Origin of the sequence: Arenibacter latericius DSM 15913 (assembly GCF_000424985.1) — a bacterium.
GTDB lineage: Bacteria > Bacteroidota > Bacteroidia > Flavobacteriales > Flavobacteriaceae > Arenibacter > Arenibacter latericius.
The window spans coordinates 66,081-81,472 of record NZ_KE384286.1; the positions used below are offsets into that span (position 1 = coordinate 66,081).

The 15,392-nt window shown below is 36.2% G+C and carries 14 protein-coding genes; 8 read left to right on the forward strand and 6 right to left on the reverse strand.

All coding sequences use genetic code 11. The features are described 5' to 3' along the window. Positions 1-182: 182 nt before the first annotated feature. Positions 183-2,075, forward strand: coding sequence for a phosphoglycerate dehydrogenase (serA, locus tag H344_RS0117715; protein ID WP_026811491.1), 1,893 nt, complete (start codon positions 183-185; stop codon positions 2,073-2,075). A gap of 170 nt (positions 2,076-2,245) precedes the next feature. Here serA and rlmH read toward each other — a convergent pair whose 3' ends face one another. Then, the gene (gene rlmH, locus H344_RS0117720; protein WP_026811492.1) at positions 2,246-2,719 is read right to left on the reverse strand and encodes a 23S rRNA (pseudouridine(1915)-N(3))-methyltransferase RlmH; all 474 of its coding nucleotides are present in this window, start codon (positions 2,717-2,719) and stop codon (positions 2,246-2,248) included. Between the two features lie 214 nt (positions 2,720-2,933). Between rlmH and nadC the strand changes: the two genes are divergently transcribed. Genes nadC through priA form a run of 4 tightly spaced genes read left to right on the forward strand, consistent with a single transcriptional unit; the run spans position 2,934 to position 7,671 of the window. Next, positions 2,934-3,791, forward strand: a complete 858-nt coding sequence (gene nadC / locus H344_RS0117725) for a carboxylating nicotinate-nucleotide diphosphorylase (protein WP_026811493.1) — start codon at positions 2,934-2,936, stop codon at positions 3,789-3,791. Next, positions 3,792-4,778, forward strand: a complete 987-nt coding sequence (locus H344_RS0117730) for a YihY/virulence factor BrkB family protein (protein WP_026811494.1) — start codon at positions 3,792-3,794, stop codon at positions 4,776-4,778. Then, positions 4,762-5,202 carry a DUF2147 domain-containing protein gene (locus H344_RS0117735; protein WP_026811495.1) on the forward strand — a complete coding sequence of 147 codons (441 nt, stop codon included), beginning with the start codon at positions 4,762-4,764 and terminating at the stop codon, positions 5,200-5,202. The genes H344_RS0117730 and H344_RS0117735 overlap by 17 nt, the downstream gene beginning before the upstream one ends. A gap of 12 nt (positions 5,203-5,214) precedes the next feature. Continuing rightward, positions 5,215-7,671 (forward strand): replication restart helicase PriA, encoded by a 2,457-nt coding sequence (priA, locus tag H344_RS0117740; protein WP_026811496.1) that lies wholly within the window; start codon positions 5,215-5,217, stop codon positions 7,669-7,671. A gap of 180 nt (positions 7,672-7,851) precedes the next feature. Here the strand turns inward: priA and H344_RS0117745 are convergent, their stop codons facing one another. Beyond that, positions 7,852-8,544 carry a LytR/AlgR family response regulator transcription factor gene (locus tag H344_RS0117745; RefSeq protein ID WP_026811497.1) on the reverse strand — a complete coding sequence of 231 codons (693 nt, stop codon included), beginning with the start codon at positions 8,542-8,544 and terminating at the stop codon, positions 7,852-7,854. A 247-nt stretch (positions 8,545-8,791) separates the two neighbouring features. Here H344_RS0117745 and rpsF point away from each other — a divergent pair, with 247 nt between their 5' ends. From rpsF to rplI, 3 genes are read left to right on the forward strand one after another with little or no spacing between them, the layout of a single operon-like run. Further along, positions 8,792-9,130, forward strand: a complete 339-nt coding sequence (gene rpsF / locus H344_RS0117750; protein ID WP_026811498.1) for a 30S ribosomal protein S6 — start codon at positions 8,792-8,794, stop codon at positions 9,128-9,130. 2 nt (positions 9,131-9,132) lie between these two features. Then, positions 9,133-9,432: a 30S ribosomal protein S18 gene (gene rpsR, locus H344_RS0117755; protein ID WP_176328511.1), complete on the forward strand. Its 300-nt coding sequence runs from the start codon at positions 9,133-9,135 to the stop codon at positions 9,430-9,432. Between the two features lie 13 nt (positions 9,433-9,445). After that, complete coding sequence (rplI, locus tag H344_RS0117760; protein WP_026811500.1) at positions 9,446-9,901, forward strand: 50S ribosomal protein L9; 456 nt, start codon at positions 9,446-9,448, stop codon at positions 9,899-9,901. Between the two features lie 215 nt (positions 9,902-10,116). Here the strand turns inward: rplI and H344_RS0117765 are convergent, their stop codons facing one another. From H344_RS0117765 to H344_RS0117780, 4 genes are all read right to left on the reverse strand, one after another. Then, positions 10,117-10,812, reverse strand: coding sequence for an LrgB family protein (locus tag H344_RS0117765; RefSeq protein WP_026811501.1), 696 nt, complete (start codon positions 10,810-10,812; stop codon positions 10,117-10,119). After that, on the reverse strand, positions 10,805-11,143 hold the full coding sequence (locus H344_RS0117770; RefSeq protein WP_026811502.1) for a CidA/LrgA family protein: 339 nt from the start codon (positions 11,141-11,143) through the stop codon (positions 10,805-10,807). Before H344_RS0117770 ends, H344_RS0117765 begins: the two co-directional genes overlap by 8 nt. Positions 11,144-11,393: 250 nt before the next feature. Continuing rightward, complete coding sequence (locus H344_RS0117775) at positions 11,394-12,683, reverse strand: DUF3748 domain-containing protein (RefSeq protein ID WP_051254388.1); 1,290 nt, start codon at positions 12,681-12,683, stop codon at positions 11,394-11,396. 218 nt (positions 12,684-12,901) lie between these two features. Further along, positions 12,902-15,148, reverse strand: a complete 2,247-nt coding sequence (locus H344_RS0117780) for a hypothetical protein (RefSeq protein ID WP_026811504.1) — start codon at positions 15,146-15,148, stop codon at positions 12,902-12,904. Positions 15,149-15,392 lie beyond the last annotated feature (244 nt).

A 15,392-nucleotide genomic window follows, 5' to 3' on the forward strand; every position in this document is an offset into this window, starting at 1 on the left:
GCTATGTTTGTGGCTTTTATTGCAAGATGATATTTATCGATTTGACAAAATTGATGGGTGATAATAGTTGATTTCTTATTTTTCTGTTAGAAAACAAGTTGTTGACTTAGTTTTCTGTGGAGTTTAAGGTGTCTAACGATAATTATTCATACTTTTATAGCTTAATTTTTTTTCACGCTAATATGGTTGTAGAGAGCAGAAAATATGTGTTCGATTTTGACAGTACACTCACAAGGGTAGAAGGCTTGGATGTTTTGGCCGAAATCACACTAAAAGGTAGAAGTGATAAGGATGAGATAATAGAGGAGATTCAGAAAATCACCAATTTAGGAATAGATGGCGATATCTCGTTTACGGAATCCTTGGAAAAGCGCATTAAGTTGCTGAATGCCCATAAAGATGATTTGGTGGAATTGGTTGATTTATTACGCCATAAAATTTCCAAATCAATAGAATCCAATAAAGAGTTTTTTGAGACCTATTCTGATGATATCTATGTGATTTCTGCCGGATTTAAAGAGTTTATAGACCCTATAGTAGCGGCGTACAATATTCCTGCAGATAGGGTGTATGCAAACACTTTTAAATTTGATGAAGACGGAAATATAATTGGTTTTGATGAGGATAATGTATTGTCTTCACACAATGGAAAAATAGAGTGCCTAAAAAACCTAGGACTTCAAGGAGAGGTTCAGGTTATAGGTGATGGTTATAGTGATTATGTAATGCGGGAAGCAGGTATTGCGGATAAATTTTTCGCTTATACCGAAAACGTGCATAGAGAAAAAGCTGCAAAAAATGCAGATTATATTACCCCTAATTTAGATGAATTTTTATTTGTGAATAAGTTGCCAAGAAAAGTATCCTACCCAAAAAATAGAATTAAAATTCTATTATTAGAAAACGTTCATTCCAATGCTTTTGACACCCTTTCTGAGGAAGGGTTTTCTGTAGAACTATTAACGCATAGCTTAACTGAGGAAGAGCTTATTGAAAAAATTAAAGATGTTCATGTACTAGGAATTCGTTCTAAGACCCAAGTAACTGAGAAAGTTTTGGAAGCTGCTGAAAAATTAATGGTAGTCGGCGCTTTTTGTATTGGGACTACTCAGATAGACTTAGAGGCGTGCAAAAAAAGGGGGGTGGCTGTATTTAACGCTCCTTATAGTAATACTAGATCGGTGGTAGAGCTTGCCATTGGAGAGATTATTATGTTGATGAGAAGTATATTCCCTCGTAGTACGGAAATACATTCTGGGAAGTGGAATAAAACTGCTGCGAACTCTAAAGAAGTAAGAAGCAAGAATTTGGGAATAGTAGGATACGGAAATATTGGGAAGCAACTGTCTGTTTTGGCAGAAGCTCTAGGTATGCGTGTTTATTATTATGATGTTGCAGATCAATTGGCTTTAGGAAATGCTACCAAATGTAACTCCTTGGAAGAGCTCTTAAACATCTCGGATGTAGTTACCTTGCATATAGATGATAATAAGGCTAATCATAATTTTATAGGGGAGCGAGAGATCAACCAAATGAAGGATGGGGCGCACCTTGTAAACCTGTCTAGAGGTTTTGTTGTAGATATCGCAGCATTAGCAGCGGCATTAAAAAGCGGCAAAATAGCTGGTGCAGCTATAGATGTTTTCCCGGAAGAGCCAAGAAGTAACGGAGAATTCTTAACTGAACTTAAAGGGTTGCAGAATGTTATCTTAACACCGCATATTGGAGGTAGTACCGAAGAGGCGCAAAGAGATATTGCCGATTTTGTTCCTAATAAAATAATGGACTATATAAATTCTGGAAATACGGTAGATGCTGTTAATTTCCCGAATATTAGGCTTCCAAAACAAAAGAATGGTCATCGCTTTCTGCACATCCATAAAAATGTGCCAGGAGTAATGGCAAAGATTAATGAGGTTTTGGCACGTTTTAATATGAATATTTCTGGTCAGTACCTTTCAACAGACAGTGAGTTGGGTTATGTGATAACAGATTTAGATAAAAAGTATAACAAAGACGTTATTAAAGCCTTGAAAAAGATAGATAACACTATAAAATTTAGAGTGTTATACTAGACGTTTTATAAGGGTGTGGCTAAGAAACTATACCGAATACATTATAAAACCCCTGGGAAGTTTGTACAGCCTAATTTTTGGTTTAGAACAAACTTCCCTGGGGTTTTTAATTGTTTTAGCAATTAAGGAGTAATTTTTGTTTGATCCTTTTTAAGACTAAAAAGAGAGGTTTATTGATGATGATAAGGTTCGTTTTTTAGAATGGTAAAGGCTCTATAAAGTTGTTCTATCACAAATAAACGTACCATTTGATGGGAGAACGTCATTTTTGATAAGCTAAGCGACCCTTGTGATTTTTGATATACAGCATCACTAAATCCATATGGTCCACCAATAACTAAAACTAACTGCTTTATTCCAGAATTCATTTTCTTTTGTAAATATTGAGAGAATTCTACGGAGGTGTTTTGTTTTCCTCTTTCGTCTAATAGGATCAGGACGTCTGTAGGGTTTAACCTGTTTATAATTGCTTCCCCTTCCTTTTCTTTTTGTTGTTTTTCAGAAAGATTTTTGGTGTTTTTTATATCGGGAACAATATCCAATTCAAACCGTACATAGTGTTTTAATCGTTTTTGATATTCCTCAATTAATTGGATTAAAGGGGTGCTGTCCGTTTTTCCTAGTACAAGTAGCTTTATGGTCATGAGGCAAAAGTAAGTTGCTAATTTTATTTCCCATAGAAAAAATTAAAAATATAGAACTGATCTTAGATTGTTATGAGGTGATGAGAATCAGGTAATAAGTAGTTAAATTTAATTCGGATGATAAAAAAGGACAATAAATTGGGGGAGTCTTTAGAGGGAATAAACTATTTACAACCCAAACATTTTACTAAATTAGCGTGAAAATAGTTGTGGTATGATTTCAGAAGAACAATTTAGAGCCGAATTAGATCTAATAATTAAAAATGCTGTGCGAGAAGATGTGGGTGATGGAGATCATAGCTCTTTGGCCTGTATACCCTCTTCTGCACAGGGAAAAGCAAAACTATTAGTAAAGGATAAAGGGATTATCGCTGGAGTAGAATTTGCGCAATTGGTTTTTCAATATATAGACAATACTTTGGAGGTAGAGGTGCTTATTAAGGACGGGGAACAAATTGAGTATGGAGATGTGGTATTTAAGGTTTCTGGGAGTTCGCAGAGTATCCTTAAGGCAGAACGTCTTGTTCTTAATGCTATGCAAAGAATGAGTGCTATTGCTACCAAAGCGAATTATTTCACGGGTCTGCTGAAAGGAACTGAGACTACAATATTAGATACTAGGAAAACTACCCCAGGAATAAGGGCTTTAGAGAAATGGGCAGTAAAAATAGGAGGTGGGGAGAACCATAGGTTTGCTCTTTATGATATGATTATGCTAAAGGATAATCATATCGATTTTGCGGGAGGAATTACCAAAGCGATTGAAAAGACGCATAAATATTTAGCCGACAATAATAAAGATCTTAAAATAATTGTAGAAGCTAGGAATCTAACTGAGGTGGAGGAAATATTGGAGAGTAAAGGAGTCTACCGAATTCTATTAGATAATTTTAGCTTAGAAGATACTAGAAAGGCGGTAAAGCTGATTGGAGATACCTGTTTAACAGAGTCTTCAGGAGGGATTAATGAGGATACTATTGCCAAGTACGCAGCATGTGGTGTGAATTATATTTCTTCTGGAGCATTAACTCACTCAGTCTACAATATGGATTTGAGCCTTAAAGCTATATAAATGTCTGCAGAGATTGAGGAAAAGCTAGAGAGCATACCTATTCTTAATTTGGCAATAAGATTGCTGAAGAAAATTAAGTTGCCAGGTTTTGAAGGCTTGTCGTCCTACGATCTTATAGAAATGTATGTGTTAGGGATTATTAAGGGGGCTGTCTCTACTAGGGCCAGCTCAATAGCCTTTAGTTTATTCCTAGCTTTATTTCCGCTGTTAATCTTTCTGCTAACGTTACTTCCCTTTATTATTCCCTATATAGCACTGGAAAACTCTAACTTTGATGCAGAATTTTTAGAGTTTTTAGAATCATTCCTTCCAACAGCTACGGGGGATTATTTTAGTGAGATATATTTGCAGATTAAATCTCAAGAAAGAGGGGATGTCCTCTCTTCAGCGATAGCATTTATCACCTCTATTTTTTTGATGGCCAATGGGGTAAATGCAATTTTTGGAGGCTTTGAGACCTCTTATCACGAAAGTCCAAATAGAAGTGTTGTAAGGCAATATGTTACGGCTTTAACAGTTGGGTTGTTCTTGTCTGTCCTTCTTTTGGTGGGGGCCGTAGTATTTGTGTATTTTGAGGCTTATATACTTGGTGGGCTTAATGAAATTATACATGGTGAAAATGCGTTAAATGTAGATGAGAAAGATTTCGCTTTGGTAAGATGGGGGAAGTTTGTGTTTTTAGGGCTTCTCTTTTATTTTATAACAGCCACCTTGTATTATTTTGGAACTAAAGAGGGTAAGCAGGCCAAATTTTTTTCTGCAGGAGCATTAATGACTACATTGCTTTTTATACTAACCTCCTATTTTTTTGGAGTATATGTGGAAAAGTTTGCCCGTTATAATGAATTATATGGAGCTTTAAGCGGACTATTGATATTATTGGTTTTTATTTGGTTAAATTCGATCATATTGCTGCTAGGATTCGAGTTGAATGCCTCGTTAAATTCATTGCGAAAAAAATATAGAGTACATGGGAATAAGAAATAAGTGGATAGTAGGGGTAATTTGTATGTTGTTATATATTCCCTCGGAAGCACAGAGTGTTTTTGGGAAATGGAAGACTATAGATGACAGAACAGGAAATCCGAAAGCTATTATTAATATTTATGAGAAAGACGGAATGATGCACGGTAAGGTGGTAAAGATTTTAGAACCAGGGAAGGAAGAGGCTGTTTGTGATAAATGTGAAGGGGAGAAAAAAAATCAACCCATCTTAGGGATGAAGATTATTGAAGGATTGGAGTCTGGCGGAAGTGGAGTATGGAAAGGAAAAACATTATTTGATCCAGAACAAGCGATGACTTTTAGATGTAAAATATGGCTTAACCCTGATAATCCTAACGAATTAAAGGTAAGGGGCTATTTAGCATTTATATATCGAACCCAAACATGGATACGCGCAGAGGGATAAAATCTTATAGGAATGCCTTATTTTGTTAATGTTATTTTACCTATTCCGCTAGAAAAGGAATTCACCTATAGTATCTCAGAGGAGGAAGCACGGCTATTAAAACCCGGAATGAGGGTAGCTGTTCCGTTTGGTAAATCTAAGATATATACCGCTCTTGTTGTTCATGTACACCAAACGGCACCTACCGTTTATGAGGCTAAGGAAATAGATCAAATTTTAGATGAAGATCCATTAGTTACTCCCACACAGATGCAATTTTGGGATTGGTTAGCACACTACTATATGTGTACAGTAGGGGAGGTTTTCCGTGCTGCGGTTCCTAGTGCTCTGTTGCTAGAAAGCGAAACTTTGATTCTTAGGAATGAAAAGGCGATAATAGATGAGTCTGACTTAAAGGATGATGAGTTTTTGGTTTTTGAGGCTTTGCAATACCAATCAATCCTTAGAGTTAGGGAAATTAGTGAAATTCTTGAGAAGAAGAATGTGATCCCTATTTTAGACAGGCTGCTAGAGAAGAGTATCATTTTTATTAAAGAGGAAGTCTATGAGCAATATAAGCCAAAACTGGTGAGGTATGTGCAATTAGGCAAAGATTATAACACTGAGGAGAGTTTAGAAGCATTGTTAGATACTTTATCTAGAGCACCAAAACAGCGGGATGTAGTGCTTTCGTTATTTCAATTACAAGCGGTAACTAAAAAACCGATAAAGGTTAATGATTTAACAAAATCTGCCAATAGTTCTACGGCAATTGTTAAAACGCTTATTGATAAAGGCATTCTTGAAGAGCATTTTATCCGAACAGATCGGGTAGTTTTTGAGGGTGGAGATGAGTATGAAGCATTAAAATCCCTTAATGAATATCAGCAAAATGCATTGGAAGATATAAATAAATCCTTTGCATTGGGGAAAGTAACCCTACTACATGGGGTTACCTCTTCGGGGAAAACCGAAGTATATGTGAAATTGATTGAGGAGGTTATTAAAGAAGGGAAGCAAGCTCTCTACCTCTTGCCAGAAATTGCATTAACCACACAATTAATTTCGAGACTACAAGCTTATTTTGGAGAAAAGGTAGCGGTCTATCATTCCAAATATAATGTTCAAGAACGGGTAGAGGTATGGAATAATGTATTAAATAAGGAAACAAAGGCCAAAGTTGTAATAGGGGCACGGTCTGCTATTTTTCTTCCTTTTCAGGATTTAGGGCTCATTATTGTGGATGAGGAACACGAGAGTTCCTTTAAACAATATGATCCGGCACCTAGGTACCATGCAAGAGATGCGGCTATTGTTTTGGGGAGTCTTCATGGATGTAATGTGCTCTTAGGTTCGGCAACTCCCAGTATAGAGAGCTTCTATAATGTAAAGACAGCAAAATATGGCTATGCTCAGATAAAAAGGCGCTACGGTAATGTGCTAATGCCCGAGATGGAGTTGGTGAATATTCGTGAGCAAACCCGTAAAAAACGAATGAAGGGGCATTTTTCGGAGCGGCTAATAGAAGAAATTACCAATACCCTTGAGAATGGGGAGCAGGTAATTCTTTTTCAAAATCGAAGGGGCTACGCACCTATATTAGAATGTACTACCTGTGGCCATACACCGCAATGTCCTAATTGCGATGTGAGTTTAACCTATCATCAATTGCGTAAACAACTACGTTGTCATTATTGTAGTCATTATATAGCAATTCAAACCAATTGCCAGGCTTGTGGAAGTAGCACTTTAGATACAAAGGGTTTTGGTACGGAGCAGGTAGAAAAAGAGCTGCAATCACTTTTCCCTAAATCAAAGGTAGGACGTATGGATTTAGACACCACAAGAGGGAAGTATGGCTATGAAAAGATAATTTCGGCTTTTGAGCAACAAGAAATTGATATTCTGGTTGGAACGCAGATGTTGACAAAGGGGCTCGATTTTAGGAATGTGAGTTTGGTAGGGATTATGAATGCAGATACCTTATTGAATTTTCCAGACTACAGGGCCCACGAAAGAAGTTTTCAGTTGTTAACCCAAGTGGCTGGTAGAGCAGGGCGTACGCAGAAACGAGGAAAGGTAATTATTCAGAGTTATGATCCAGATCATAGAATATTGCAGCAGGTAACTACTCATGATTACGAAGAAATGGTTAATGAGCAACTCTATGAACGAGAACAGTTTAAGTATCCTCCAGGTAATAGGATTATTAAAATCACCTTTAAGCATAAGGACTATAATAAATTGAATGAAGCTGCGGATTGGTTTTCAAAGTCCTTAAGGCTTGGTTTTGGAAAAATGGTGTTGGGACCAGAATACCCTCCTGTAGCTAGGATAAGGAATCAATACCTTAAAAATGTTCTATTGAAGATAGGAAAAAATCAATCCCTAGTGCAAACAAAAAATAGTATTAGGAGGATAGAGAAGTCCTTTAACGCTATTTCTTATTATAGGGGGGTCCGCGTAATCTATAATGTAGATCACATATAGTTTACTCGATATTCGAGATTTGAATGCTCCGAGGCTGGCTTGCACCAATCTTTTAAGCGGGCCTTGAAAGCAATACGTTTCGTTTCTTTTAATGTCTTTTGGGCTTGCCCAGAGATAGTTAACTAAATAAGGGATCTTTTTAAGTCAGATCCCTAATATATTTAGGCTGATTCTAGCTATTTAAAAGTTATTTAGCGCCTCAGCCAATTCTGTTTTCTTATTTCTGCTTAGAGGTATTTGTTTTCCATCAACTTCTACGTTTTTACTATTAAACTTCTCTATTCTTTCTAAATTCACAATATAAGATTTATGAATTCTTAGAAACTTGTCTTCCGGAAGTTGTTTTTCAAAAGATTTCATAGTAGATAGAATAACAATGTTGGCCTCGTCTGTAACTAATTTAATATAGTCTCCTAACGCTTCTATCCATTTTATATCGTTAAGGATAACTTTGCGTTTTTTTAGGTTGCTCTTTACAAAAATGTGTTCTTCGTCTTCTACGACTTTATTAATTTGCTCGTATTTGGTTAAAGCTCTTTTAACTGCAGCATCAAAGCGAGCTAAAGTAATTGGCTTGTGTAAATAATCTGTTACATCGTACTCAAAAGCTTTAAGTGCATAATCTGGCTTTCCGGTTATTAAGATTACCTGAGGCCTGTTGTCTAGAGATTCTAATAAGTCAAATCCAGTAATAATAGGCATTTCGACATCAAGGAAAATTAAATCGATATCATTGTTTTTTATGCCGTTCTTTGCTTCTATAGCATTGCTGTATTCAGCTACCAAAGCTAAGCTAGGATGGTTGTTAATTAACTTTACAACAGCCATTCGCTGCATAGACGAATCGTCTACAATTATACTTCTTAGTTTCATAGATGGTTGATTTGTAGGGTTGAAACATCGACAAAATACATAATAATATAGTTAAACTGCAAGTAAAATTGTGAAAACTGCTATAATTGCTGTATAAATGACGGTGTTATAAGGTTTTAGGTGGTTAGGTTTAGGTTTAAATTCGGGTTCAATACGATTGCTGTTTAGCTATAACGAAGATTTATAGATTTTCTTGTAATTGGAACAAAAAATAACTATTTTTGCGCACTTAAAAAAATTTAATAATATGAACAATTACGAAACTGTTTTCATTTTAAATCCCGTTCTGTCTGATACACAGGTAGAGGAAACAGTTAAGAAATTTGAGGATTTCTTAATTAACAAAGGTGCCAAAATGGTAGCCAAAGAAAATTGGGGGCTAAAAAAATTAGCTTATCCAATCCAAAAGAAGAAGAGTGGTTTTTACCATTTGTTCGAATTCACTGCTGAAGGTGATATTTTATTGCCATTTGAGCTAGAGTTTAGAAGAGATGAGCGTGTTATGCGTTTCTTAACTGTAAAACTAGACAAGCATGCTGTTTCATGGGCAGAGAGAAGAAGAACAAAGTTAAAATCTAAAGCGTAAGGATTATGGCATCAATAGAACAACAAGCAAAAGGTAAAAAAGATGGGGAAATTAGATATCTAACCCCACTTAATATAGAGACTAGTACTCAAAAGAAATATTGTAGATTTAAAAAGTCTGGGATTAAGTATGTAGATTATAAAGATCCAGATTTCTTAATGAAGTTGGTAAACGAGCAAGGTAAATTGCTTCCAAGAAGACTTACTGGTACTTCCTTGAAATATCAGCGTAAAGTGGCTGTAGCGGTTAAAAGAGCTCGTCATTTAGCTTTAATGCCGTATGTAGGCGATTTACTAAAATAAAAATAATAGGACGATGGAACTTATATTAAAGGAAGATATACAGAACTTAGGTTTTAAAGATGACGTGGTAACGGTTAAGAACGGATTTGGTAGAAATTACCTTATCCCTCGTGGATTGGCTACCATGGCTACTCCTTCTGCTAAGAAAGTGTTGGCGGAAAATTTAAAACAAAGAGCTCATAAGGAAAAGAAAGTGGTTGATGAGGCCAATAAAGTAGCAGAAAGCTTAAAGCAGTTAGATATTAAAATCGCTGCAAAAGCTGGAGCTGGAGATAAATTATTTGGATCGATTTCTAATATTGACCTGGCAGCAGCTTTGGAAAAGGAAGGACATTCAATTGATAAGAAATATATATCTATTGCAGGTGGTGTTATTAAAAGAACAGGACCTTACAATGCTCAGATTAGATTACACAGAGAGGTAATCGTAGACTTCCCATTTGAAGTTGTAGCTGAGGCTAAAGGATAATATATATCTTATACGGATAGATTAAAGGTCGCATTTATGCGGCCTTTTTTTATTGATTAATATCTGATAAAATGCTATAAAGACATATTGTACTTCCTCTGCTAATTACTAATCTAGTTCATATTGCTTTTATTGAAATAGGAACATTCATACAGTTGTCTATCGCCAAGAAAAATAATACCTCGGAAGGTGATGGAGTAGTTTTCTCAGGGTTATTATAAAAGAAACAGCTTAACTATATAAGGAGTAATAATAGCGGTTAACAACCCATTTACACACATTGCTAATCCGCCATAGGCTCCTGCTAGCTTTCCTTCATCTAGAGCTCTTGCTGTACCTATGCCGTGAGCGGCAGTCCCTAAGGCTGCACCAATTGCATTTTTATCTTTAATTCCTAAAAGTCTTAAAATAGCAGGGCCAAAAGCATTTCCAAAAATGCCTACGGCTATAACTATTCCGGCTGCTATATAGGGGACTCCTCCAATGGTGGTTGCGATTTCTAAAGCTATGGGGGTAGTAACAGATTTTGGGGCTATAGATCTTATAATGGGTTCTGTAGCACCTAAAAATAGAGCGATTCCACAAACAGAAATGATACTCATAGTTCCTCCAACTACAACGGCAGATACAAAAGGCAGGATGTTTTCTTTAATCTGTTCGTATTTTTCATAAAAAAGAACGCCTAGCGCTACCACCGTTGGACCTAGTAAAAATCCTAAATATTGTCCTCCAACATTATACGCTTCAAAATCAATATCAAAAACAAGTAAAAAGCAGATTATGAATATAACAGAGAGTAATACTGGATTAAAAAGAACAAATTTCCATTTACCACGTATTATTTTAGCCGTTTGAAAAACAATTAGGGTAAGAAAAATACCGAAGAGAGGCTGCTGATAAATCTCATTCATTTTTTCCAAATTTTTGAAGAATTATACCTGTTATATATAATGTGAGAATTGTACTTAGAACGGTGCTGATAACAATTGCTATCCAATGAACTTTAAGCACATCGTAAAAAGTCATTAGGCCTACCCCATAAGGCACAAAAAACAATACCATGTATTTTATAAACTGATCTGAGGCCGGTTTAACCTCCTCTAACTTAATGATCTTTAATTTTAAAGCAATAAATATGGCGACCATACCAATGATGTTGCCTGCAATTGGAAGATTAAACAGGTAGACTATAACTTCCCCGAGTACTAGGAATAGAAATATATATAAAACTCCTTTAAACATTTATTTACCTGGTTTGATTAATTCAAAATGAATTAAAGTGCATGGAAAAACCTGAGCACTTGTAATGAATTAAAAACTATTTAACAAAATGTAATTTTACGTTAAGTATATGGAAATACAAAAAAACCAAGGATATGGTTTCCTTAAAATCAATTTTAAGTGTAATTAATTAATGAGCATCATCAATTGTTAGTGGGGTATACTAAAATACACTCCTTCAAATTATAACTGTAGTAATACGTATATAACCTTAAAAGTGGATCAAGAATATTTGTTTCGTTGTAATTCCTTCTTCATTGGGGAGGGTCTTATTATATGCCAAAATTTTACCATTATGAGACCATACCGGATTTGAAATAGGGTTATTCGTGGGTTCGGTTAGCATTTGGCCTTCTTTTTGCCCGATAGTCAAATAAATTAGTGAATTATTCCAAGTATATATTAGACTTTTATTAGTTGGGTTCCAGCGTATACCTCCAGTAATATCGGTGGGATGAAAGGTTTGCTGTATAGGTGATCCTCCAGTGGGGGAAATGGTAAAAACCTGTTTAATATTTTTATTATCCCTAGCTATAAAAGCTAGCAAACTTCCATCAAAAGAAGAACGGACTATCTCTTCGCAACCAGGAAAATCACTTTCCGAAGTAAAGGTAAGTCTACGTTGTCTAGTCCCTTTGGGTGGGGAAGGCATTGTGGTAGCTGTGCCTTCCAAGGGCCCATCTCCAGGAATACTGATATCATTCGGAATTTCTACTACAAATACTTCATCGACATTTTCTCCTTTTTTGTTTTTAACGGTGCCAATAAAAGCCCTAGCTCGTTGTAGGGCTCCGTTCTTTTTTGGGTATCCAGAAGGTCCTATCCAACTATCGCCGGCAGCCCTACTGATCTGGTCGCTTCCAGGAGCAGGGTTAGGAACTACAGTTACTACCAATACGCTAAACCATTCTCCTGAGAAATTTTCTTCATTATTAGTTTTTGAAACGGATACAGGAGTGTCCTTTTTAGAAACACCGATAGTTCTTAAGTTATAGGGGAGGCCCGTTTCATCTTCCATTTTCTTTAAAATAGCATCGTTATAGGTAAATCCGATCCAGTGTCCGTCTTTGCTATATTCGTGCCGATGGGTTCCTCCACGTAAGGCACCGGGTGTAAAGGGATAAGAAATATCCCTAGCATCCATAAATATTGGTTGGTTTGGAGTATTATCCCTTACGATTACCCCGGTTCTTCGCCATTGTTCATAGGGGTAATCTTTAGTAGCGTTATTAAGGCCATGGATAAAGACAACTTCGTTCTCTATATGGCTATAACTTACTGCACCTACTCCAGGTCCGTAGGCGGTATTTTGTTTTATTTGGTATAAGACTTGCTTTTCTCCTGTTTCTATATTTATTTTTTCAATCTTTCCATTAGCTCCAATGCCCCCTTTTTCTGTTCTAGTATCGTATACCAACCATTGGTCGTCTGGAGAGAAATTGTCATTGTTGTCTAAATCATGATTATAGGATAGGTCATTCGTTAGTTGTTGTTCCTCCATATAGTGCTTTTTTTTGCAGCCGGTTACTATTATAATAAGGGGTAATAAAAGTAATACAGACCTTGTTGGGAATAGTATATTTATTCTAAATGAATTTGAAAAATATATCATTATTATGGACGATATTACTTCGAGTCTTAGTTGGTGTTTTTGTTTTAAACTTTAAAAAGTTCAGTTATTCTTATTTCTGTCCGAGGGAGTGACACAAAACTCACCTCTTAATTCTCACTACTAACCGGCTCACTGATTACGCCCAAATATCGTCCCATCCAATAGGGTAGGAGCCATATATCTCCTGCAGAGTATTCTTCTTTCCCATCACTTCCTACCTTGTCTAAACGAAACATATTACCATTATGACGTTGAATTCGTCTTTCATCTGGAGGTAATACTTCGGTAAGGGTTTGTTCTCTAAAATTGGGTTCTATAAAGGTGATGTCTTTTCTATGGCTATTCATAATATCCCAAGTAACCATGTCCATGGGATGTTCTCTTAGGTACCAAGCAGCCTCTTCCAAATCAAATTCTTGGGTGCCTGTTAATGCAGTCATAATATTCCAAGCCCCTTCTTTTTCGGGTCTTTCAATTTCCCAATGATCTATGATTGCTTCTTTGTATTTAGTTTTAAGGCTATCGTTAAAAGCGTATCTATACAATCCCCAATAGCCTATAAAATACATCTCGTCATCGGAATGGTTCCAAGATTCGGATAGCATTTTACTCCAATCGTCAGCATCTTCTGGAGCCATGGCTACATCTTTCATTGGCCACATAAGGTTGTCTAGATAGCCGTGATTTTCCATAAGATCAAAGGCTTTATTCTTGTATTTTTCCTTACCGGTAAAATGGTATGCCGTTTGTAACATCCCTATAATATTAGATGCGTTTATTTTTCGGTCACCCACCATCTTTGGTCTAGCATTCACGTATTCAGGGTTCCATCTTCCCCATGTGGTAGGTTTACCATCAAAATCTACCAAATACATATCGTTTTTTACAATATGGCTCATTAGAGTATCTATGAGAACAATGGCGCGGTCTTTCAGCTCGTTATCCATTAGCTCTGCCATTACACCATAGGCGAAAATATGTCCGATAGCCTCATCACTACTAGTTGTAGATTTCCAATCCCATTCTGGGTCGTCTGTATGCTGCCATCTTTCTGGGTCTCCTAAGCGTTCTATATACCCACTTCGTTCATAGGAACGAGAGGGGAATCCTGGCACCGGATTAATATCGAAAAGTCGCTCCATAGCATCCATAGCTTCTATACAGTTTTGCAGGGCCGTTTCTGATTTGGTTACAGAATAACGAAATGCTTGTCCGGCTAAATACATGGTGGTCCACAGGCCATCATTATCGGAATCTGAGAGTCGCCCAGAATCAATGTTTCCATTATCCAGATCAACCAAAGTAGAATTAAACCCCAAACGAATATGCCTATGCCTTACTTGCTTTTCATAATATTGTGCTTTGTCAAAAAGGGTCATTTCCTCAAAAACAATCTGTCCTAGGCCGGCATCGGTAAGGATAAGAATGGATCCATCGTTTGCTTTTGAGATATGATGAACCATATTTCCCGGTAACCATCTTTTTCCGTAATAGTAATTAAACTTACCGTCGTCCTTTAACATAAAGGCACCTTTGGTAGATCCAAACCAAAGGTTACCATCAATATTTTCTAAATAGGTAATTTCGGTCCAAGGTAGTTTTTTATTAATTTCTCCTATTTTTTTCCCTGTGTTTAAATCCACTTCAAGATAACCATCTAATGTTCCAATGACCAGATTATTGTTTAAGATAGCTAAAGAGGTGAAATTTTCTCCCTCAATAATTTTTGTAAGCTGTTGTTTTTGAGGGTCGAATTCGGTTACCGTTTTTTCTCCTAGGATATAGAAGATATCAGTATTACTATTGAATTTAATGTTAATCACTACATCATTCTCGAGTGCTCCATTCCAACCTTTGTCATTTTTGCTAACATATTGTAGATTTTTTCCATCACTGATTAAAAAGCTAAAGTCCGCCCCAGATTCAAGTATATTAGCTTTGGGTAAGTTGTGTTTAAGATATAGTGTCCCTGCCCAAGCGTTACTAAGAACCGCTTTGTCATCTAAATAAATAAACTGATCTTGGTAAAGGGTCAATGCGGTAATATTTTTATCTGTAAGTGGTCTATAGGTTTTATCCTCCATAAGAATACCAGGATATAAGAATTGGCCATCATGAGTACGCATAATACCTTTAGAGGTGGCTATCTGAATCAGTAGATTTCTATCCATATGCGCCGAAAATAAATGAAGATCTTCATCTTGGACTTCATATTTTACACTGTAGTCTTGGAGGTAGGGCACATCCTTATAAACTGGCTGAGTCGCAGTTGAAGCTATTTGGTTAGGAGTTTCTTTACAGGCAAAGGATAGTAATATTAACAGCCATACTGCATTTAAAAGATAAGTTCTCATGTAAATCTCGGTTTTAGTTGGTTAAAAGCGTTCATAACTATAATGCGATAAAAAGGTGCGGATTAATTGAAGAAGCTTTATTTACAAATAAACCTGATTTTAGGATGAGATACCTCGTATATGTTAGATGTTTTACATTATATATTGACCTAAATAATAGATAGGGGTATTTTTTGATAGATTGGATGTTAGGATAGTTGAGATTTGGAAATGAGCTAATGTTTTAATGTAACAATTGATTAAT

Excerpts from the sequence above, each read along its gene's own strand:
- serA (WP_026811491.1), top strand. The coding sequence starts at position 183 with ATGGTTGTAGAGAGCAGAAAATATGTGTTCGATTTTGACAGTACACTC.
- rlmH (WP_026811492.1), bottom strand. The coding sequence starts at position 2,719 with ATGACCATAAAGCTACTTGTACTAGGAAAAACGGACAGCACCCCTTTA.
- nadC (WP_026811493.1), top strand. The coding sequence starts at position 2,934 with ATGATTTCAGAAGAACAATTTAGAGCCGAATTAGATCTAATAATTAAA.
- H344_RS0117730 (WP_026811494.1), top strand. The coding sequence starts at position 3,792 with ATGTCTGCAGAGATTGAGGAAAAGCTAGAGAGCATACCTATTCTTAAT.
- H344_RS0117735 (WP_026811495.1), top strand. The coding sequence starts at position 4,762 with ATGGGAATAAGAAATAAGTGGATAGTAGGGGTAATTTGTATGTTGTTA.
- priA (WP_026811496.1), top strand. The coding sequence starts at position 5,215 with ATGCCTTATTTTGTTAATGTTATTTTACCTATTCCGCTAGAAAAGGAA.
- H344_RS0117745 (WP_026811497.1), bottom strand. The coding sequence starts at position 8,544 with ATGAAACTAAGAAGTATAATTGTAGACGATTCGTCTATGCAGCGAATG.
- rpsF (WP_026811498.1), top strand. The coding sequence starts at position 8,792 with ATGAACAATTACGAAACTGTTTTCATTTTAAATCCCGTTCTGTCTGAT.
- rplI (WP_026811500.1), top strand. The coding sequence starts at position 9,446 with ATGGAACTTATATTAAAGGAAGATATACAGAACTTAGGTTTTAAAGAT.
- H344_RS0117765 (WP_026811501.1), bottom strand. The coding sequence starts at position 10,812 with ATGAATGAGATTTATCAGCAGCCTCTCTTCGGTATTTTTCTTACCCTA.
- H344_RS0117770 (WP_026811502.1), bottom strand. The coding sequence starts at position 11,143 with ATGTTTAAAGGAGTTTTATATATATTTCTATTCCTAGTACTCGGGGAA.
- H344_RS0117775 (WP_051254388.1), bottom strand. The coding sequence starts at position 12,683 with ATGGAGGAACAACAACTAACGAATGACCTATCCTATAATCATGATTTA.
- H344_RS0117780 (WP_026811504.1), bottom strand. The coding sequence starts at position 15,148 with ATGAGAACTTATCTTTTAAATGCAGTATGGCTGTTAATATTACTATCC.